Origin of the sequence: Dyadobacter sp., from assembly GCF_017744695.1 — a bacterium.
In the GTDB taxonomy this organism is placed as follows: Bacteria; Bacteroidota; Bacteroidia; order Cytophagales; family Spirosomataceae; genus Dyadobacter.
The window spans coordinates 656,577-679,423 of the sequence record NZ_JAGIAS010000002.1 but is presented as its reverse complement, the minus strand read 5'-3'; the positions used below and the strand labels follow the sequence as shown (position 1 = coordinate 679,423).

At 52.7% G+C, this 22,847-nt stretch carries 14 protein-coding genes; all 14 read left to right on the top strand.

Going from position 1 to position 22,847, the window contains the following annotated elements; genetic code table 11:
• Positions 1-285: 285 nt before the first annotated feature.
• The 14 genes from J7619_RS10415 (at position 286) to J7619_RS10350 (ending at position 22,835) form a co-directional block, all read left to right on the top strand.
• Entirely contained in the window at positions 286-3,351 is a 3,066-nt protein-coding gene (locus J7619_RS10415; RefSeq protein ID WP_291197672.1) for a heparinase II/III family protein, read from the top strand.
• 138 nt (positions 3,352-3,489) lie between these two features.
• Positions 3,490-4,095 carry an RNA polymerase sigma factor gene (locus J7619_RS10410; RefSeq protein WP_291197670.1) on the top strand — a complete coding sequence of 202 codons (606 nt, stop codon included), beginning with the start codon at positions 3,490-3,492 and terminating at the stop codon, positions 4,093-4,095.
• A gap of 47 nt (positions 4,096-4,142) precedes the next feature.
• Entirely contained in the window at positions 4,143-5,204 is a 1,062-nt protein-coding gene (locus J7619_RS10405) for a FecR family protein (RefSeq protein ID WP_291197668.1), read from the top strand.
• A 196-nt stretch (positions 5,205-5,400) separates the two neighbouring features.
• The gene (locus J7619_RS10400) at positions 5,401-9,027 is read left to right on the top strand and encodes a SusC/RagA family TonB-linked outer membrane protein (protein ID WP_291197666.1); all 3,627 of its coding nucleotides are present in this window, start codon (positions 5,401-5,403) and stop codon (positions 9,025-9,027) included.
• Between the two features lie 12 nt (positions 9,028-9,039).
• Positions 9,040-10,716 (top strand): SusD/RagB family nutrient-binding outer membrane lipoprotein, encoded by a 1,677-nt coding sequence (locus J7619_RS10395; RefSeq protein WP_291197664.1) that lies wholly within the window; start codon positions 9,040-9,042, stop codon positions 10,714-10,716.
• A gap of 25 nt (positions 10,717-10,741) precedes the next feature.
• Complete coding sequence (locus J7619_RS10390) at positions 10,742-12,049, top strand: metallophosphoesterase family protein (protein ID WP_291197662.1); 1,308 nt, start codon at positions 10,742-10,744, stop codon at positions 12,047-12,049.
• Positions 12,050-12,097: 48 nt separating this feature from the next.
• Positions 12,098-13,015, top strand: coding sequence for a glycosylase (locus tag J7619_RS10385; RefSeq protein ID WP_291197660.1), 918 nt, complete (start codon positions 12,098-12,100; stop codon positions 13,013-13,015).
• A gap of 176 nt (positions 13,016-13,191) precedes the next feature.
• Positions 13,192-13,866, top strand: a complete 675-nt coding sequence (locus J7619_RS10380) for a hypothetical protein (protein ID WP_291197658.1) — start codon at positions 13,192-13,194, stop codon at positions 13,864-13,866.
• Between the two features lie 27 nt (positions 13,867-13,893).
• Positions 13,894-14,826, top strand: coding sequence for a hypothetical protein (locus tag J7619_RS10375; protein WP_291197656.1), 933 nt, complete (start codon positions 13,894-13,896; stop codon positions 14,824-14,826).
• 68 nt (positions 14,827-14,894) lie between these two features.
• Complete coding sequence (locus J7619_RS10370; protein WP_291197654.1) at positions 14,895-15,479, top strand: RNA polymerase sigma factor; 585 nt, start codon at positions 14,895-14,897, stop codon at positions 15,477-15,479.
• The gene (locus J7619_RS10365; RefSeq protein ID WP_291197652.1) at positions 15,466-16,797 is read left to right on the top strand and encodes a hypothetical protein; all 1,332 of its coding nucleotides are present in this window, start codon (positions 15,466-15,468) and stop codon (positions 16,795-16,797) included. Before J7619_RS10370 ends, J7619_RS10365 begins: the two co-directional genes overlap by 14 nt.
• Positions 16,798-17,028: 231 nt before the next feature.
• On the top strand, positions 17,029-18,246 hold the full coding sequence (locus J7619_RS10360) for a Gfo/Idh/MocA family protein (protein WP_291197650.1): 1,218 nt from the start codon (positions 17,029-17,031) through the stop codon (positions 18,244-18,246).
• A 50-nt stretch (positions 18,247-18,296) separates the two neighbouring features.
• Positions 18,297-19,274 carry an FAD:protein FMN transferase gene (locus tag J7619_RS10355; RefSeq protein ID WP_291197648.1) on the top strand — a complete coding sequence of 326 codons (978 nt, stop codon included), beginning with the start codon at positions 18,297-18,299 and terminating at the stop codon, positions 19,272-19,274.
• Between the two features lie 447 nt (positions 19,275-19,721).
• On the top strand, positions 19,722-22,835 hold the full coding sequence (locus J7619_RS10350) for a TonB-dependent receptor (protein WP_291197646.1): 3,114 nt from the start codon (positions 19,722-19,724) through the stop codon (positions 22,833-22,835).
• Positions 22,836-22,847: the final 12 nt, after the last annotated feature.

Below are 22,847 nucleotides of genomic sequence, written 5' to 3'. Positions count from 1 at the left end.
GTGTACGTGCCCGAATATTGATCAAGATAGAAATTGATCCGGCGACAAACAAATCTATCAAATAACAGTTTAGGAAAAGAACATTTTGTGGGAAAAAAGTTTACAAAAATTAAATATTTTAGTTTACAAAAAATTATTACAAATTTAACTGTCCGTTTCTGACAGAGATAAGTCCTGCCTTGTGATAGCCCATTTGTTACGTCTCTCAGATATTATTTAAGTAAAACCAGCCTTCTTTCGGTGAAAATATTTTGTCAACAAAAATTAAAGCGCATTGCCGGTATAATGTTATTTGTACCCTTGCAGCTGCTGGGACAGGGGGCAATGAACCCGCCTCGCGATGGTTTGGTGATCCCGCCATTTGTGCCTGTTGCTGAACGTGCGCCCCGTTTCCCGCTTAAAACCGCCCGGATGATCTACCGCGAGGCCGACATTATGAAGGCGCGTATGAACCTGCTGCATTATAAGGAGGCGCAAAACGTGCGGGACAGGATATTGAAAGCTGCCGATCCATGGCTTGCCCGGCCCGATTCGGCGATTGTCGCGCTCATGCCCGATGCCCGCGTCCCCCGGGCCTTCGACCTCAACCCGAAAGGCAGCCCGGTACATGGCGATACGGTTTTCAAAGTGGGTGGCTTTTACCCGTGGATCGTCGATCCTGACCACCCGTTACAGGTGAAGTCGCCCATCGATGGGCAGGTTTTTCCTTCAAATGATTACCTGGCTTACTATCGGAGCAGTTTCAGGAACAGAACAGGCCTCGACCGGACTTATGCCGACGATGGCTGGGGCTGGATCGCGCCCGATGGCGAGCGGTACTGGTTTGTGGCCTATGCCAATCAATGGATGTGGAAAGGGCATATTGAACCGGCATTTGCGGATCTCGCGCATGCGTACCTGCTCACGGGCGACAAGCGCTACGCGCACAAGGCCGCCGTGATGCTGTACCGGCTCGGCGAAGTGTACCCTTCGATGGACCATGCGAACCAGTCGCGGTACGGGCTGATGGAAAAGATGAAAGGGCATACCTATAATGGCAAGGTCCTGAACCTGATCTGGGAAACGAGCCTGATCCAGAATGCCGCCGAGGCATATGACGCGGTTTGGGACAGCATTGACGGCGACACGGACCTGCAAAGAGCGACGGGGAAAAGTGGTGGCCAAATACGCGCTTTCATCGAGGCCAATGTGCTGGAAGATGCCGTAGACGCCTACATGCAGCGGAAAATCCAGGGTAACTACGGGATGCACCAGATCGCCCTGCTGTACATTCTGCTGGCAAGGCAAAATATGGGTACCGAAAAGTACCTCCACATGCTGGTGGAAGAACCCGGTGAAAGCCGCGTCCAATCGGGATTACGGTATGCATTGTACAATATGATCTTCCGCGACGGCCAGCCGCTCGAATCGCCGGACTATAACCTGCTGACGGTTCAGAAGATCACCCGATTTGCGGACATGCTGCGTACTAGTGGTACCGATCTTTTTGCCGAACCACGGTTGCGGGGGCTGATCGACAGTCCGCTTGAAATGGTAGCGACCGGGAAAATTACACCCGGCATTGGAGACAGCGGTTCCGTGCTGGGAACATTGGTAGGGCAGGACCCCGACGTGTATCAGGTAGGGTACGGCGCTTATCGTGATCCGCGTTACCTCACCTGGCTGGCGGCTGTCGGCAAAGTCGGTGCGCAGTCGTTTTCTACTTTCGAGTCGCTTTTCCGCGACGCGCTGCCGGACGTGCGGCTGTTGCCAGCCGGAAGGGCATTGCCCGAACGCCGCTCGCATTTACTGGCGGGTTATGGAATGGGGATGCTCAACAACCGTTCCGATGCTGTGGCGCTGACGTTTAACTATGGCTTCAAAGGCACGCATTACCATTGGGACTTCCTGAATTTCGAGCTATTTGCGAACGGACAAAAGATGATGCCCGATCTGGGCTATCCCGATGCGATGAATGAGTATGTGAAGGAGGTGTACACATGGTCGTTTAATTCGGTCGCGCACAATACCGTGGTCGTGGATGCGCAAAGGCAGGTTAGCAATGTGCCCGGGAGATTGCATGATTTTGCCGATGGAAAGTTTGTACAGTCAATGGACGCGTCGTCCGCTACCTATCCGCAAACGACGGCCTATCGCCGGAATATGGTCATGATCGATATCGATAGCGCGCAGAGTTACATAGTTGATTTTTTCAGGGTGGCAGGCGGCAGGCAGCACGATTATGCATTGCACGGCCCGCCGGGCAGCATTACGGCCGAAGGGCAATGGGGCGAAAAGCAGCCCGGTACGCTTGCCGGCGAGGATGTCGCATTCGGGGATGTTTATGATGATGCTAAAATGGGGATTAAGGGATATCAGGGTAGCTATTGGAATTACAAAGGCTCTGGTTATCAATACCTTTTCAATGTTCAAAAATTGAATGGAGATAGAACGGCATTGACTTTCAGTCACGTTTCGGACAAAAGCGCGAAAGTGAAAATCCATATTCTGCCGCAATCCGGGCAGGAAATCCGGATGGCCGATGCCTGGAACAAGCCGAGGGCGAAGAATTACCTTTTGAAGTATATTATTACAAGGCGCAAGTCGTTGGGTAATGAGCCTTTGAAAAGCACTTTCGTGGGTGTGATGGAGCCATTTGCGGGGAACAAGCCTCTGATTAAGGCTGTACGAAAATTACCTGCAAATTATGGTACAGCCGTAGAAGTGGTGCACCAGAATGCAAGGGATGTGGTGATCAGCGATACAACCAACAGGGTCAAAACCATCGCCGGAATTGAAACGGATGCACATGTGGCCGTGGTCCGTTTTGGCGTAAGCGATGCGCCGGAACGGGTGTTTTTTAGTGACGGCAGCTATCTGAAAGTCAAAGGAAGGGTATTCCGGGCTCAGGCGATTAGCGGTATTGTAACGGGTGTGGATGCAAAGAATCGCCGGATATCCGTTGCATTGGAGGGTAAAACGGTTGAAAATATCGAGACAGGCAGGATCGCTCATTTCACCAGTACGCTTCGCCAAACCGAGCATCCCATTCAATCGGCCGCCATTTCCGGGAATGTCCTGACGCTGGAAACAGCGGACGACATACTCATCGGGAAGGTGCATACGGTTCGGAACTCGGCGGATTCGCTGGTGACCGATACGAACCTCCCTTTCGCACCCTTGTACGCGGGAGCGACTATGCTGGACGGCCAGTTTGAACCGATCGGAATACTCGGAACGGTTTCCGGTAATGCATTGAAGCCGGCGGGTAAATCGGCGCGCGTACCGGCAGACGGCGCCGATATCTGGATCTCCAATATCGGTGTGGGTGATCGCGTGCAGATCAAGGCCCGGTTTGATTGGGAACGTTAAGATTTTGTTAACGCCGGGCCGGGTAGCGGATCATTCTGTATTATTAGCAGTATATCATGATATTGTTTGATTTTTTGGTAGTATTTCAAGTAAAAAAATCAGTATATCGTGGTAATGTTCCCAAACCGCTGATCTCCATTGAAAGAAGCAAATGCCGATATGCTCTTGTGGAGCGCCTTCCAAAATGGCGACAGGGAGGCATTTGCCTCGATTTACCAAAAATACATTGACGAACTGCTGAGCTACGGCTACCGCGTCACGTCCGACCGGCAGTTGATACGCGATAGCGTGCAAGACCTTTTTCTGCATATATGGCTGCGCCGCGGCAACCTGGCCGCGACCGATTCCATCAAATTTTACCTTTTCCGCTCATTGCGTAACCGCATTATCCGCAACCTCGAAAAGCACCCCGAACGCCTGCATGCCGATATCGGGCTGGTAACCGAGCCCGCTGAGGATAGCAATGCATTCGAAGCCGCTATTTTCGGGCATGATGGCCCTTACGATAGTTACGAAAAACTGGCAGAGGCTATCAACCGCCTTTCGCCGCGGCAGCGCGAGGCTGTCCAGCTACGTTACCTGCATGGTTTTTCGCTCGATGAAATTGCAGAAATGATGCAAATGAACAACCAGTCGGTGCGTAACCTGCTGCACCGGGCCATCACCCAGCTGCGGCTTTTCTTCGAAACGGCGGGCGGGTTGCTTGTTTTTCTCTCCACTTTACAAAATTTTTCAGGTCGCTGAGTACAAACCGGCATTCGCCCGATTTAGGGGTTTGAAAGGTTTTGACCATGACAGAAAAATACCAGACCTACACATTAGCCGATTTTATCCAGGACGATGCCTTTATTGAATGGGCCAAATCGCCCGACGCGGCGGGAGACGCATTCTGGCAGCAGATAGCGGCATTGTACCCGCACCAGAAGGAGGTAATCGCGCAGGCGCGGCAAACCATCCTGAACCTTGCCGAGCTTTCCCGTCCGGCGTTCGATGAGCAGGAGGCAGGGTTGATCTGGGCCCAGATAAGCGGACAAATGGACGAAATGCCGGTTCCGGCACGTGCATTCCGGCCGAGCTGGTTGCGCTATGCCGCCGCCGCTGTGGTGGTGCTGATGACGGCCTGGGGAATCCGCCACTGGTACCGCGGGCCGGAAACCCTGTATGCGCAACGTACCGGACAGATTGAAAACGTGCGCGAAGAAATCAATGAAACACGGGCGGAGAAGATCGTCCGGCTCCCCGACGGCAGCCAGGTAACGCTCGCGCAGGGCAGCCGTATCAGTTTTTCAGAAAGCATGGACGGTACCAGGCGGGAGGTATACCTTTCGGGTGAAGCATTCTTTGATGTAAAGAGAAACCCTTCCAAGCCATTTTTGGTGTACGCCGGTGAACTCACTACCCGCGTGCTGGGGACGAGCTTCACGGTGCGGTCGTTCGAAGAAGAAAACGTCGCATCCGTGCAGGTACGTACGGGGAGCGTGTCCGTGGAAGCCCGAGCGCCGCGCAAGACGCAATCGGTGGTACTCTCTCCGAACCAGCAGGTGTCATTCTTCCGGAAGGAAGAGCGGTTGAGTATGGGGCTCGTGAAAGCGCCCCAGCCGGTGATCCCGCAAGCCGAACTGGCCCGGTTTACATTCAATAACGCGCCGGTAAGCACCATTTTCGACTCACTCAGCAAGGCTTATGGAATTGAAATTGTGTATGACAAAGAGGCAGTGGCCGCATGCAGGCTCACGTCGTCGGTGCAGGAAGAGTCGCTGTATGAAATACTGGGCGTGATTTGCGAAGCCATTGAAGCGGATTACCAGGTAACCGGCGCGAAGATCCGGATTTCCGATCCGCATTGTAACTGACTATCCTATTAACCCTAATCCTAAACCCCCCGATCCCTCTATGACCCGATAGCCGTCCATTACCCACAAAAAAGCCGGCAACGGTTCCAGCGTTACCGGCTCAGGCTCCTTACCGAATGTACTGTGAACATCCGACCCTCTCGGGATGCAAGGAGTGTTATTGTCTCATTTCAAAACAAGAACCGGTTTAAACGTAATGAAAAAAAAGCTATTTAACTATCAAATACTCTACCGACTGATGCGCTTTTCCTTCATGCAGCTCTGTATAGCAGTGAGTATTGCAACCGTTTCGATAGCGGGAAAGGTAGGTGCGCAGGATCTGTTGAGCCGTCGTATCAGCCTTAGCGTACAGAACCAGAGTGTGGTGCAGATCCTCTCGACCATCGAGAAACAGGCGAATGTCCGGTTTACCTACCGACCCGAACTGATTACCGAAAGCCGCAAGTATTCCTTTGAAGTGACCGAGGAGAAGCTCGCCAAAGTTTTGGATGATATACTCGATCCGATGCGGTTGAAATACAAGGTAATGGGCAAGCAGATTGTGCTCACGCCGGTAAAAAACGGCGGAGACTCGTCGTTGAACGGGGAAGTGCTGCCGGAACTCCGCGCGGCCCCCACGCGGACCGTTACAGGAAAAGTAACTTCTTCAAAAGACGGGGCGCCGCTGCCCGGCGTAAACATCCTCGTTAAAGGCACGCAAACGGGTACTTCGACCGACGTGGCCGGTAATTTCTCCATTGACGTACCCGGCCCCGATGCGGTGCTGATCTTTTCCTACATCGGTTTCAACAGCCAGAGTGTGGAAGTAGGTAGCCAATCGGTGCTGCATGTGAGCTTGCAGGAAAGCGTGGAAACCCTGAAAGAGGCCGTAGTAACGGCGATGGGCATCACGCGCGACAAGCGTTCGCTCGGCTATTCGGTGGGTAATGTGCAGGCCGAGGCGCTGACGCAAACGCCCCAGAACAACGTCCTGAATGCATTGTCGGGCAAGGTGGCCGGCGTGCAGATTTCACAGATGGACGGTACGGCAGGTTCGACGGTGAACGTCATTATCCGTGGTGCCAACTCGCTGAACAACGATAACCAGCCGCTGTTTGTGATCGATGGTGTGCCGGTAGCCAACAAGCTGGACAACAGTTTCGCCGGCGCCGACATGGGTAATGCGATTTCGGACATTAACCCGAATGATATTGCCAATGTGTCGGTACTCAAAGGCCCTAGTGCTGCGGCATTGTACGGCTCGCGGGCGGGTAACGGGGTAATCCTGATCACGACCAAATCGGGGCGGGGTGGGAAAAAAGGCCTGGGCGTTTCATTGAATACGGCGATGGTGCTTGAAGTGCCTTTGCGTTATGTGCCGGTGCAGAACAAATTTGGTTCGGGCAAAAGCGGAGCGCATATTCTGGAAGAACAGGAGAATGAAAGCTGGGGCCCGCGACTGGATGTGGGCGAGCAATGGGTGCAATGGAACAGCAATGGGCAGAAGGTGCCGCTGGTTTCGCATCCCAGTCGTTTCAAGGATTTTTTCCAGACAGGTACTACCAATACCAACAACGTGTCGGTGAATGGCAATTATGACAAAGGCAACTTCCGCTTGTCGGTCGGCAATATGAAAAACAAGGGTATTGTGCCCAATACCGACCTTTCGAGGCTGACTTTGGCATTGAATACGACCTACAATATCACCGATAAACTGCGTGCACAGGCCAATTTCAACGTGTCTGAATCGGGGTCCGACAACCGCCCGCTCATCGATGCGAGCCGTAACTCGCCGGTAAGGAGCATTTATGAAATGGGTGCACAGGTGAATATCCTCGATTTAAAGGACTATTGGATGCCGGGGCAGGAGGGTCTTCAGCAGCGGGTGTATAAAACCAAGCAGAACAACCCGTATTTCATCGCCTACGAAAATCCGACGGGTTTCAAACGTAACCGCACCGTAAGCAAGCTGCAACTCGATTATGACATTACCAGCGAGTTTTCGCTCATGGGACGTTTCTCGCGTGACGCGTACGAGGAAAAGTTAGAAGCCAAAAAGGCTTACAGTAATTATGAGGCTGTAAAAGGTGGTTATGAAGTCGAAATGAACGACCGCAAGGAGACCAACCTCGATTTCATCGCCAGCTGGAAGAAAAACTTCAACGAAACTTGGAGCCTCAATATCCTGGCGGGTGCCAACAGGCTTGAACAGCGCTCGAATTTTATTAATAATGCCACCACAGAGCTCGTTTCACCGGGCTTGTACACCATTGCCAACGGAGCGCCCGGGACGATCACCTACAACAGCCAGTGGACGCATAAGTTGCTCTATGGCGTGTATTCGTCGGCTTCCATTGGTTTCAAAAACTACGCATTCCTGGATTTGACCGCCCGTAACGACTGGTCGAGCACGCTGCCGAAAGACAACCGTTCGTATTTCTATCCATCCGCGTCGTTGAGTGTGATCCTTTCGGACGTGTTCGCATTGCCTTCCTGGATTTCGCTCGCCAAGTTCCGCGCCGGATCGGCACAGGTGGGTAACGACGTGGCGCCTTACAGCCTTCGCCAGACCTACCTGGCCGACACCGACTGGGGCCCAACCAAGCGCATGTACCAGAATGATATTTTGAAAAATAATAACCTGAAACCGGAGATATCCAGTGCCAACGAGATTGGTCTCGATTTGAAATTCCTGAAAAACAGGCTGGGCGTTGAGGGTACCTACTATGTTCGGAATAACAAAAATCAGGTGCTAACGATCGGTATCCCCATCGAATCGGGTTCCAGCAGCAAGCTGATCAACGCAGGTCTCGTGCAGAGCCGCGGGTTCGAACTCGGCATTAATGCAACGCCGGTGGAAGGCCGTAATTTCAATTGGGATGTGAATGTGTCGTTCACACGTAACCGCACGCGCATCAAGCGTCTGGCTGAGGGGATTACCTACTTCTCGTTCAACTCGTACAGCGGCGCGGAGGTGCGTACGTACGTGGGGGGCGACGTGGGCGATATTTACCAGCAACCCATGCTGAAAGTGACCGACCGGAACTCGCCTTACTACGGTTATCCGATCCTGACCAGCGGCGGTTTGTACCAGACCGACACCGATATTAACCATATCCAGAAGATCGGCAACTACAACCACGACTTCCTGATGGGCGTTCAGCAGACCTTCCGCTACAAGAATTTCAGCCTTTTCGCGAATATCGACTGGCGCCAGGGGGGCTCGTTCTATTCCAATACGATGATGTTTCTCGGCAACAATGGCCAGCTCGAAGAGTCGCTGTCCGGTGTTCCGTACGACAAAAACACGCCGATCGACCAGCAGATCAAGGCCAATCCCGAGGTATTTCTGGGTAAATGGGTAGGTGGCCGCAATGCGGAATACGGCGGCTTCGATGCGTGGACCGGCGCTAAAAAGACCACCCGCGTGCAGGATGCCAGCTTTAACGTGGGCGTGCGAACTGCCAAAGACGCAGAGGGTAACACCACTTACATCGAAAACCTCGGTGGCGCCAATACCGTCTGGCTCGACCCGTTCAACGCCTACCGCTATTCGACGCGCCCTTTCCCCAGCGAGAATATGTACAGCGCCACTTATGTGAAGCTGCGCGAGGTGGCTGTTACCTACCATCTGCCCAAAGGCCTGACCGACAAACTGAAATTGCAGAACGCATCGGTGTCCATCGTGGGTAATAACCTGTTCGAATGGACCGCCGCAGGCGTGAGTATCGATCCCGAGCGAGCATTCAGGCAGGATGGTTCGGCGTGGATGCAGGGGGTTGAATACTATAATGTAATGCCGTGGACCGGCTCGGTGGGTTTGAAGCTGAATGTAGATTTTTAAACGATTGTGATCATGAAAATTTCCAAAGTGATATATAGCCTGGTGGCCGTCTTCGGTCTTCTCCTGACGAGCTGCGAGGATTTAAGTGAGGTTAACCAAAACCCCAACAGCCCGGAGGAGGTGTCGGCGAACTACATCATGAGCTACGTGCTGACGCATTCGGCCAAGGCCTATTATGCGCTCGGCGCGGAAGGTTCGGACCTTTCGGGGGCGATGCAGTACATCCAGATGGGGACCAACGAAGGCGCTATGAAAGTGAACCAATATGGCTGGGCTGCGGCGAGTTGGTCGGAATACTATAATATTTTGAAAAACAATGATTTGATGTACCAGGCCGCGGTGCGTGACAACAATCGTTTCTTCCAGGCGATAGCCCTAACCATGAAATCGTTCGTATTTGGTTTAATGACGGACCTTTTCGGTGACATTCCCTATTCGGAAGCACTGCAAGCCGCCAGTGAGCAATATTATCCCAAATACGACAGCCAGCTCGACGTGTACAAAGGCATTCTCACCGATCTCAAAACCGCTTCCACTTTGCTGGGCGGCCTGGGCACTGCGGACGTGGTGAGCGCCGGATCGGATGTGCTGTATGGCGGGAAGGCAGCCAACTGGAAGAAGTTTGCCAATGCATTGCGGATGCGTTATGCATTGCGGCTGTCGGCCAAGAAAGCGGAGGCAGCAGCAGCCGGTATCGACATTGGAGCTGAATTTAAGGATGCGGCAAGCGCCACATTTGCAGCCAATGCCGACGATGCTGCGCTGGCTTTCATTGGCACCACCAAAGACAACTCGGCTGCCGGCGGTTTGCTGAATGCCAGTAACCCTTTGTATTATATCAAACCATCCAAACCGTTTGTAGATAAGCTCACTGCCCTTGGCGATCCACGCCGCGACCGCTGGTTCCAGCCCGTGCTGAACAAATGGGACGCCAAAGCCGCCACATCTACGGACAAAACTGTGACCAACGCGTTTGGTGAAACATTCACAGTGAAGTACATGCCTGCCAAAGCGGGCGCTAATGTGGACACGTCGCTTTACGTAGGCCTGCCCGTGGGGCTCGCGATCGTGGACGCGACAGGTTATAACAAAGGCGACGATGGCGCAGCTTATAATCCCGAACGCAGCCCGTACATTTCGTTTCTGCACAGCCGCTACCGTATGAATACGGAAGCCTACGTGAAAATGAACCTCATTACCTACGCCGAGGTCGAGTTTATGCTTGCCGAGGCGGCGCTGGATGGTAGCTGGGGTGCTTCGGGGACTGCCGAAGATCATTACAAGAGTGCGATCAAGGCGTCCATGGACAAATACAATGCGCAGGTAGCGAGCGGTTTCAGTTTCGATCAATACTATGCGCAGGCGGCGGTAAACCTATCGTCGGCTTCCAATAAGCTGGAAAGGATTTCGGAACAGAAATGGATTGCCGGCTGGCTGAGCGTCGAACCATGGTTCAACTGGCGGAGAACGGGCTATCCGGCGCTTAAAACCGGCCCGGCCGCACAGTTCGGGGCGGCTATTCCGGTGCGTTTCGTATACCCGATCGCCAATGCGGATGTCAAATACCTGGTCAATTACAATGCCGCGGTGGACAAATTGGAACCGACCAACTTCGTGCCGACGGGTCAGAGTAAAGACCATCAATATTCAAAAATGTGGCTGCTGAAAGGTACTTCGGCGCCCTGGTAATCGTTCGGCTCAGGCCGGTTTTAGTATGTATTTAAAAAACAGCATTTCAAAAATCGTTGCAACGGGCGCTTTGGCCTGGTGGGCGCTGGCGGCGGCCGCGCAAAATGGAGAAACCTATCCGCCGACGACGGCACCCGATCGCATTGTGCTCAATGTGACGGCCGATCCATCGACGTCGATGGCAGTCAACTGGCGGACTTCCGAGGCGGTGTCGGAAGGTTTCGCCGAAATTGCGGTAGCAGAGGCGGATCCGCGGTTTGTGTCAAAGGCCAGTAAGCTCAAAGCGAATACCCAAAAGCTCGTTTGGGAGGATACGCCCACGGCCTATTACCATTCCATTATTTTCGAAAACCTGCAACCCGGTACCAAATATGCGTACCGGGTAGGCGGGGAGCAGGGATGGAGTGAATGGATCCATTTCACTACGGCAGGTACCCGCGATCAGAAACTGTCTTTTATCTATTATGGTGATGTTCAGGTGAATATTTCTTCGCTATGGTCGCGCGTGGCGCGTGAGGCATATGCGAAGGCGCCCGACGCGCGCCTGGCGATCTATGCGGGCGACCTGATCAACAAAGCCAACCGAGACGTAGAATGGGGCGACTGGTTCCGGGGCGGCGGGTTCATCCATTCCATGATCCCGGCATTTCCCACGCCCGGCAACCACGACCATTTCGACACGCCCGAAGGTATCAATACGACTTCCGTGTTCTGGCGACCGCAGTTTACATTGCCCGAAAACGGCCCGAAAGGCTTGGAGGAGACCTGCTACTATGCAGATGTTCAGGGGGTAAGGTTCATTTCATTAAACTCGGATCAGGTGGATGTTTCGGAGAAATGGACGGAGGTGCAGAAGGAGTGGCTGGAAGGCATACTCAAAAACAATCCGAACAAATGGACGGTGGTCACATTCCACCACCCGATTTTTTCGCCCAAAACCACCCGCGACAACAAGCGTATGCGCGAGACTTTCAAACCGTTGTTCGACCAATACAAAGTCGACCTCGTACTGCAAGGCCACGACCATACTTATGCGCGCGGCATGGCCAATATCCCGATGGCCGAAAAAGGGGCGCAGTCGGGGACGATGTACGTGGTATCCGTCAGCGGCCCGAAAATGACGGATTCGAATGTCGACCGTGCTGCGTGGATGGACCGCTCCGCCATTTACACCCAACTGTTCCATGTGGTGAATGTAGAAGGCGGTAAGTTGTCATTCGATACCTATACGGCCACAGGGGAGCTTTACGATGCATTTGATTTGATTAAACAAAAGGGAAAGATTAACCGCATCGTAGAACGCGTTCCGGCGAACCTATCCGAACGACGCTGACAATACCTGACCACGCTTGACAACACCTGACCACTTCTGACCATACCTATGAAACGCATCGCCCTTTTTGTTTCTTCCGCGCTACTGGGGACGTCATTGCTAATGGCGTTACGCCTGCCGATTTCCGACGAATTCCCCGCTGAAATTATCAAGTTCAAAGCGTATGCCGGCAATCCGCTCTTCAAAGGGACGGGCGACCCGCAAACCTGGGACGAGAAGATCCGCGAGCGCGGGTACATTCTGCGCGAGGGCAATAAATATTACATGTGGTACACCGGCTACACCAAAGCTACCGGAAACGACATGAAGTACCTCGGCCTGGCGACTTCCGACGATGGTCTGACATGGGCCCGTTACCCGAAAAACCCGATCCACACGACTTTGTGGGTGGAAGATATGTGCGTGGTAAAGGACGGGAACACCTACTACATGTTCGCCGAGAGTAAAGACGACATCGCCCATTTGCTGATTTCCGCCGACCGCATTCATTGGAAAGGCCAGGGGGCGATCGACATACGCCTCCAAAACGGTTCCCCCATCAGCAAAGGGCCTTATGGTACGCCGACGGTCTGGAAGGAAAAGGGAGTATGGTACCTTTTTTATGAACGCAACGACGCCGCCGTGTGGCTCGCCACGAGCAAAGACCTTAAAACCTGGACGAACGTACAGGACGAACCGGTGCTGAATGCGGGCCCTGAAAAGTACGACGCATTTGCCGTCGCATTCAACAAGATCATTCAATACAAAGGATTGTATTATGCCTATTACCATGCGTCGGCGTTCAAAGACTGGCGCGAGTGGACGATGAATGTGGCCGTTTCGAAAGACCTCGTCCATTGGAGCAAATACGAAGGAAATCCGATTGCCGGCAACGATTCTTCCAGCGGTTTCCCGGTTTTCGACGGCAAGCAATGGCGGTTTTACACCATGCACCCCGAGGTACGGGTTTATTTCCCCGAAAAATAGAATGCCTCTCTTAGATTAAAGCATTGCGACCCCGGTTGCAATGCTTTTTTGTTTGAAACAGAAAAAAAACGATGGCAACCGCCACGCTTGAAACGCGGGTGAGTGTCTTTGGTATTGGAAAACATCAAGAAAGGGTTATCTGACTGAATTTGCCGGCATTCTGACTTCTGCTAGCCATGAAAAAGTTGTTATTATTTGTAGTTTTGCTGGTCGCCGGATTAGGGCAATACGGGTGTTCGAAAGACGACAAAGAACAGCTGGACCCCAAACCCGAGCCTGTCCGCCTCGATAAAGACACTGTCTCGAACTGGCTATTTAAGCGCTCGTTTCGAATCACCGATGCATGGCGGTTTAACGGCAACGATTCGGTGGACGTTTTTAAGCAGGATACCCTGTTGAGGGTGTTCGCAAACGCCGCTTTCCTTAATTTTTTCATCAGTAATGGCAGCGGCCAGCTCATGTTTCACAGTGGTACCGAGTTCCCCAATCGGGAGATACCGGGAGTTGCCCGCACGTTCAGTCTGAATATCAGGATTTATTTACCCACCGAAATGAATATGAGCTGGGACGAAGAAAGGGGAACACTGGCTATTGAAACCATGCGGACATCGACGTATTTCCCGATGATCGTACCGGGTAAGAAGGGTTATCTGGATCCGGGTAGTTTCAATGTGAAAATGTCCCAGAAACAGGCCCCGTTGGCTGCTATCAAGCCCAGCATGCGGTTTATTTTTGAAGATGACGACCCGAAATTAGGTAAGGTTACTTACAAAATTACGATGAAGCCGCTGTACGAATACTATCGGGAGCCCTATCAGCAAGTGTTTGCCAGTTTTGTAATGTTTCCTTAAATGAGTGATTGTTAGTGATTTATAATTATGAAAGCCCACGCTCTGTCAATTTTCCTGGTACTCGCGATCACAGGCTGCAACAACCTGAACGATCTCCGTCCGACCGATCCGTACCCGGAGATTCCCGAGGCGACTGTGAAAACGGTGAAGGACAAGTTTCCAAAAGGCGAAGAACTCGTTTTCAAGCCTGTGCTGGAAGATAAGATTTGGGAGGTGAAGCTGAAATCGGATGCCGATCGCTATACATCGCTGGTGGATTACGGAAAGATGTGGGAGACATTCAAGGTATCACCTAATGGCATTCCTTCCGCATTGGCAGAATCTTTGGCAAAAACGGCATTCAAGGATGGCACATTATCAGCGCATTCTACGGCATATTTTGCCACTACAATATCTAATAAGCTGATTTACAACTATAAAGGCGAGAATTATTCCTTTGAATGGACCGGCCTTACCTCGAATTCCAATAGTTCGGCAACTTTCGACCGATCCCTGTATCGGGTGACTACCTACGAAATCGGCGATTTGCCTGCCGCCGCCAGGGATACGATCCAGAGCAGACCGGGTATGACCTTTGTCTCCGGGAGTATTTGGGTAGGGCTCGACGAGACAAAACGCTATTACGTGGTGGCCAATCAGAAGAACGTTGACAGAACAGACCGGATTTCAATGATCTTCGATGCCAACGGTAAACTGCAATGGAGCGGGACAGATTATTTTAAGACGGGTGCGCCGGACTCAAGCTGGCAGCTCGAAACCGTTCCGGCTGAGATCGAACAATACGTCGCCGGTGTCCCGGAATTGGCGGGTTCTCAGTACGAATCAAAGAGAATCCACAATGTAAGGGGGAGACTAAGCTACTACTTCGTACTGAGGGTGGACAGCGTCTCCTGGTGCGAGCTCTATTTTGATCAGAATTTCAGCATGTTACATAAAAAATATTCTGTAAGATTAAATTAAAAAATAGTAATTAATTAAGTTTAAGTTACTTACAGGTTAAGTTTTCTTTCCTGAACCCAACGTCCCTGATGAAATTCTTTCTCTCTAAAAAGTACGACAGCGTAACGAGCCTCGTGAAAGCCTGCCAGAACCAGGACCCGAGGGCGCAGACCGTATTTTACGAGCGATACAAGGCCCGAATGACCGGCATTTGCCGTCGCTATGCGCGGACTGTCGCCGAGGCCGACGATATTTTTCAGGATGCATTTGTAAAGATTTTTAACAATATCAAAGATTTGAAGGAACCCGAGGCCGTGGACGGCTGGGTGAAAGTGACGGTGATCCGGACGGCCATCAACTATTATAACCGCACCACCCGGCAGCAGGAGCTGCAAAGCTCGCTCGATGGCGTGGAGTGGCAGGTGGAATCGGACGATTACGTGCGCATGATCGATCAGATGAACGTCCGCGATCTGGTAGACCTGATCAACGAGTTGCCCGATAAATACAGAACGGTAATCAACCTGCATCTGATCGACGGCTATACACACACCGAAATTGGTGAAATGTTGTCCATGTCGGATGCAACGGCCCGGTCGCAGTTCATGAGAGGACGTAACCTGCTAATGAAAAAATTGGAACTAAAAGGAATAGTACATCATGAAAACTTCTGAGGACAAATTGAACGAAGCGTTGCGCGACGTCCTCAAACGCAAGTTTGATGACTATGAGGAACAACCCAACGCCAACGCGCTCGAACGCATACGTGCACGTGTGAAGCCCGCGCGTACGGGAAGATACTGGTGGTTTACCGGCGCGCTGATGCTGCTTTTCGTTTCCGGGATCCTGCTCAGCCGCTTCGTGGGCGACGGCAAAGCTTCGTTCGTAGTTTCGGAAAAACCGGTTGCACATGCTGCTGACGAGGCAGCACCAGCGGTAGCTGGCCACGCAAAACCCATGGAAGAGGCGGTTAGCGCTTCGAAAGCGCTTTCGGCCCAATCGCTTTCACGCAAAACGATCTGGAAAATCCCTGTTTCGAGACCGGAAAAACGGGTTAAAAGTGTTTTTGTGAAAGACCTGGGAGGCCAACCGGAAGCGAAAGTGCATCGCGGGCAGGCAGGCAACGCCCCGGGCGCCACTGTAAGCCGGTATGAAGGATTGCCGCCGGTGAAAGCCAACCATGCTACGGAGACAGCACCGGATTTCGGCCCCGTTGCCGACCGTATAGATGCTACATTGGTGGAGGAAGAGCCGGGCCTCGTGGATTCGGCCATGACGGCCATGCCGTTGGAAGAACTGGCGTCGATGTCTTTGAAAGAAGTATCGATTCCGTTGCATTTGCGTGGGGTGGTCGCGCCGGCGTACAAGCCCGCGAAGGTGATCGTCACCAATCCGGCGCGGATTGCATGGCTCTTCAATGCGGCGGCATTGCATTCGTACCAGATATTGACAGTGCCATCGTCGGCGGCACAGGATTTTCAGAATTTCAGCTTCCCGACATTGTTTACGGCCCGGTCGATGGGCTATAAGGTGAGCGGTGGTGTAGAGCGGAACGGCATTCAGTTGCAGCTCCATTTCAGTAGCTTCCGGCAAACGTATTCCTATGAAATCGCTAATAATAGCTACCTCGTCAAACCCGACGATAAAGGACAATACGAAACCGTGCGCCAGGGCGACAGGGTAGAGGAGAACCGGAAATTTTCGATGCTGGGTATCGGCGTTTCCAGGCAGCTGCGTTGGGGGCATTCGCCGGTCAGCCGGTTTTATGCCGCTTTCGGAGCGGAGTATTCACATGATTTAAAGAGTAGCCAAAGCCTCGGGTGGATTAGCCTCGGCTTGGGAAAACAATTTGCCGTAAGCCGCCATACAGCGTTCAGCATTGGACCATTCGCCGAGTTTAGTCCGGTGAAGGTCAAAGGTACCGAAAACCCGTTCTACTATCAGCCGTACCGCGTGGGGATATCGGCAGGGCTTCGTTTCGTGCGACCCTGAACCGCTCACAGGTCAAGTCCCGGTAACCACACTACCGGGACTTTTTTATGCCCCGATTTTTTTCTGAACCGCTTTCGTTTCGATCTGATTAAAAAATACTTACATTTACGGGCACGTGCCCGTAAATGTTTTTTATGTTTTCTTGACCGCCGACCATAGACCATACTGACTATTCCTGACAACGCCTGACTATACCTGACTATACCTGACAACACCTGACCATCCTACCCCATGACCCCATCACCCACAAGAAGAGATTTCATTGCAACCGGTCTGGCCGCGATGGCCGGAGCTGGGCTTTCTGCTGCGTTTTCGCCGGTATTCGGAAAAGCGGTGAAGCCGGCCGACAAGATCCGCCTTGGTATTATCGGCACCGGTTCGAGAGGCTCCGGCCTGGCGACGCTCATCCGCGAAATGCCCGATTATGCGTTGGTTGCCTGCTGCGATATCATCCCCGAAAACCTGCAAAAGGGCCTGAGCCTCGCCGCCGGCAATGCCAAAGGCTATACCGATTACCGAAAGCTGCTCGATGACAATTCCATCGATGCCGTCGTGATTGCTACGCCGCTTTACCTGCATTACCCGATGGCCGTGGCCGCGTTGCAGGCTGGAAAGCACATTTATCTTGAAAAATCGATGACCTACGACATCCCGCAGGCGATCGATCTGGTGAAAAAGGTCAAAGCTTCGGGGCTTGTGTTTCAAATCGGGTACCAGTACCGCTATTATGGTCTTTACCACCGGGTGAAAGAGATTATGAAGGAAAACTGGCTGGGGAAAATCACGCATTTCGAATGCCAGTACAATCGCAATTCGAACTGGCGCTTTCCGGTGAAAGACCCGAAAATGGAACGCGCGATCAACTGGCGCATGTATCGCGAGTACTGCGGTGGCCCGCTCTCGGAGCTTTGCGCGCATGAGATCGACGTCGTCAATTACCTGACCGACAGCCACCCGGTGAAGGTGGTCGGCCTGGGCGGTATCAACTACTGGAAGGATGGCCGGGATACCTACGACAACATCCGAACCGTTTACGACTATCCCAACGGCGTGAAAGCAAGCGTGACCTCGGTGTTGTCCAATGCCTATAATGGTTACAGCATCCGCATTCTCGGCGATAAAGCGACGGTCGAGATCCTTCGCGACAAGGCATTCATTTATCCGGAAATCACCAACAACGCGAAAGGCGTGGTCGATGGCGTTACCGGCGCCACCATTGCTGTTAAGACGCAGGGTAAAGGTGTGGAGGTGAAGTTCGGCAAGGCAGGTGAAGAACAACTGGAACCTACCGTGTTTGCCCTGAAAGATTTCGCGGAATGTGTGAGAAACAAGAAGGAGCCGATTTCAAACGTCGAAACCGGTCGCGACGGCTCTATTGCGATTCATATGGGCAATGCGGCAGCCGATACCGAGAAGGTACAACACTGGAAACCTGAATATTCGGCCTGATGAAACGGCGGCGGCAGTTGGTTGGGCTGGGGATAGCAGTGTGCTTTGTAATGAGTGCATTACGTCCCGCGACGATACCCCGTGTCCACCGGATCAGCGGCCAGGCACAGGGTACCACCTATGCCGTTACCTGGTATGCCGATGGGGTATCAGTAACCCAAATACAGATAGACAGTATTTTCAAAAGCCTCGACGCATCGCTCTCCATCTATCAACCAGGCTCATTGATCAGCCGGTTCAACGAATCGGAGGGAGGCATAGAAATGGACCGGCATTTGGCATTTGTCGTAGAGAAATCCATGCAGATTTACCGGGAAACAGGAGGCTTGTCCGACATTACCGTGTATCCGCTTGTACGCGCGTGGGGTTTTGGAGTAAAAACTGCGGACGCGATGCCCGACAGCGCTGCCATTCGACTGCTACTGCGATGTGTAGGATCTGATAAATTGAAGATCGCGGGCGGCAGGCTCGTGAAAACGGTTCCTTGCGTTCAGATAGACGTCAACGGTATTGCGCAAGGCTATTCGGTGGATGTGGTGGCGAAGTTCCTGGAAGCGCGCGGAATCGAAAATTATATGGTGGAAGTGGGAGGGGAGATCCGCACCAAAGGCCGCAAACAGCCTGGGAATGAGCCGATGAAGATTGGTATTGAAACGCCCTCGGCCCATGCTTTCGACGCACCGGCCATTCGCGAGGTGATCAGCATCGGTAATGGCGCGGTTACCACTTCGGGTAGCTACCGCAAGTACAGGGAATCGGGCGGCAAGCGGCTTTCCCACATTATCGATCCCCAAACCGGTTTTCCCGTCCAGCGCGAGATCATCAGTGCAACCGTAGTGGCCCCCGAAGCGATCACCGCCGACGGCTTCGACAACGCGCTGCTCGCCGCGGGCGTCGACGGGGCGTTTGAAATACTCCGTACTCACCCGGAAATGGAAGCGTATTTCATTTATCGGAAACCGGACGGTACCGTTGGCGATACGGCTTCGGCGGGGTTCGGGAAGTACATTGTGTTGACGGCCGAGTGAATAACAGCGAAGCGCAACGCTAGCTTAGCCCCGGAGGGGCGTTCTGTTTGTAGCATAAATTGCCAACCGAGGTATTGGGCTCCGGAGGAGCCTCCTGAATGCCCCCATGTCGTCAAACAGGACACCCATCCGGGGTGAAACGTTAGTCGCAACATATTGCTATAAACAGGTTGCCTCCCGGGGCGGCACTTGGGCCAACTTTGCGTTCTTGCTTCATAACCAGCATTTTCCCTTTTCGAGAACGTTATCGGTACTATTTCCGGCAAATGCCATGGATACCTATTAAAATCCTTGTAACATTGTTATAAGCCAAAATTAAATACTGCCGGATGCCTGAAACGCATCATAAATAACTTCGCAGCCGCATTGCGTAGGAAGGGCTACCATGTCCCGATTTTGGCTTTCCGTCCCGGAGAATTTCATTTTTCATTTCCTAACCATAATCTTATGCATGTAAAACTACCCACCCATCCCTGGGCCCGTATTCTTGTTCTTTTCGCATGCCTCAGCCCGTTATGGCTCCACGGACAAAGTCTGAGGGATGTTACCGGCGTGATTACCGACAGTTTGAACAAACAGGGCCTGCCCGGCGTCACCGTCGTGGTGAAAGGTACGCAGCGGGGCACTACTACCGATGCCGAGGGGCGTTACGCTGTGCAAGCGGCTCCGTCGGATGTGCTGACATTCAGCTATGTAGGTTATGTGACGAAGGAAGTGGCTGTCGGGAACCAGTCGGTGATTGAAATTGCCCTGCAACCAAGTACCAACGCACTCGATGAACTGGTGGTAGTCGGCTATGGCACGATGAAGAAGAGCGACCTCACCGGCGCGGTGATCCGCATCGATTCGAAGACATTCAAGAACCAACCGATGACGCAGCTTACCGATATGCTGACGGGCACCGTGGCGGGTTTCAATGCCAATCAGGCTACCTCGGCGGCGGGAGGAAGCTCTTTGCAGATTCGCGGACCGAAGTCGCTGACAGCCAATTCGAGCCCGATGGTGGTGATGGACGGCGTGATCTTCAACGGCAGCATCGCCGACATTAACCCGGCCGACATTGAAACCATGGACATTCTCAAAGACGCCAGCTCTGCGGCCGTCTTTGGTGCGCGGGCCGCAGGAGGGGTAATCCTGATCACGACGAAAAAAGGTGCTACGGGCAAACCGGTTATCAATGTATCGGCCAACGTCGGTACCGCGCAGACGACCCATGATTTCAAGCCTTTTGACAAAGATGGCTATCTTACTTTCCGCCGCGACCTGCTGCGTGCTACCAATCCCGACCGTCCGTCTTTTTATTACGACAATCCGGGTGCGCTACCGGCGGGTGTCTCGCTCGAACAATGGCGCACTGCGAGTAACAACCCGCAAGCCGACAATACCCAGGAATGGCTCAGCCGCCTGCGCTTTTTTCCGATCGAAACCGAAAACTATCTGGCCGGGAAAACGGTGGATTGGTACAAAGAGGTGATCCGCACTGGATTGCGGCAGAACTACGACGTGAGCATCGGCGGCGGTTCGCAAAATGTGACTTACTACTGGTCACTGGGCTATCAAAACAACGAAGGCATATTGAGAGGCGACAAATTTTCGACGATCCGTTCGCGCCTCAATGTGGACTTCAAAGTGACGGACTGGCTTAATGTGGGGGTAAACAGCCAGTTTGCCGACCGCGACGAAAGCACCGTTCCGGCTAATCTGGGGCAAATGTTCATCATGAGCCCGTATGGTTCAATGTTTGACGAGAACGGTAATGCCATGTGGTACCCGAACAGTTTCGCGGTGGCCAATCCGCTGATCAATTATTATGGCCAGGACAGGATGAAAAAGGTCAACACGCTGTTTGCCTCGCTGTATGGTAAGATTAAGCTGCCTTTTGGATTTGATTACAAAATATCCTTCCAGCCGCGGTACGAGGCTTCGAAGGATTACAATTTCTGGTCGTCCAACACCCTCGATGGCGGCTCCACGCGCTCCGGCGGGTACAGCACGCGGGCGGACGCGTCCACGTACGAGTACATTCTCGACAACCTCCTGCATTGGAACAAGCAGTTCGGGGTCCACCAGTTCGATGTAACGTTGCTGTACAGCGCCGAGCGTAACCGGGGATGGTATTCCAAAATGGCGAACCAGGGTTTTGTGCCCAATCAGAACCTGGGCTTCCACGGGATGCAATACGGCACCAGCCCGGCCATGGAGACGAACGACACCCAGATTACCGGCGACGCGGCCATGGCGCGGCTCAATTACACATTGTTTGATAAATACCTGATCACGGCGTCGGTTCGCAGGGACGGCTTCTCGGCATTTGGTACCAAGCAACCTAGGGCGGTTTTTCCCGCTGCCGCCGTGGCCTGGAAGATTTCCGAGGAGAAGTTCTTCCACATCGATTTTGTGAGCCAGATGAAGCTCCGCTTGTCATGGGGCGTGAACGGTAACCGGGATATAGGGGCTTATTCGGCGCTGGCGCAACTGCTTTCGGCGATGTATTACGATGGTACGAATGTGCAAGTGGGCGTTTACAACACTTCGCTCGCGAATCCAAACCTGGTTTGGGAGAAAACGAAGTCCATCAATATCGGTATGGATCTGAGTTTGCTTAAAAACCGCATCGATCTGAGTATGGAGTATTACGATATGACCACTACCGATCTGCTCATGAAACGCCTTTTACCGGAGATTACCGGTTTCAAGGACATTACCACCAATCTGGGACTCCTGGGCAACAAGGGTTTTGAAATGACCATCAACACCATCAACACCGAGCAGGCCAATTTCTCGTGGCGCAGCGGGCTGGTGTTTTCTTTTAACAGGAACAAAATCAAACGGTTGTTCGGTGATTACAAAGAGGAGACCGTGGATGGTAAAACCGTTACGAGGGAGCTTCCCGATTATTCCAACGAATGGTTCCCGGGGCAGGCGATTGACCGTGTTTGGAACTATAACGTGACGGGCATCTGGCAAACGGCCGAAAAGGATGCCGCGGCGGTTTACAAATTGCAGCCCGGTGATTTTAAAGCGGAGGATGTGGATGGCAACGGCAAGTACGAGGCGTTGCTGGACAAGCAGTTTATCGGCTATCGTCAGCCGCGTTTCCGGATCGGCTTGCGGAATGAATTTACATTCTGGAAAAACTTCACCGCCAGCATATTTCTCCGGAGCGAGCTGGGGCATATTGCACCCTTCGCGGAGGGCCTGCGCGCAGGTGGTTCCGATACCTACGACCGCCGGAATACGAACGATTTCCCGTACTGGACGCCCGATAATCCGACCAACGAATATGCCAGGCTGAATACCAACACCAATGTTTTCGGGGGTGGGATCAAGGTTTACAAAAAGCTTTCGTTCCTGCGCTTGCAGGATTTGAATGTGGGCTATTCGTTACCGGCCGATCTTTCCAAGAAGCTGAAAGTGAACAACGTCCGCGTTTTCGCTTCCGCGCGTAACCTCCTCACGTTCACCAAATGGCCGGGTTGGGATCCCGAAGCCTGGGATAGTGACGGTACCAACGTTCCGATGCCCAAAAATTTCACCGTCGGGCTTAATCTCTCATTGTAAACGGCTACTAAC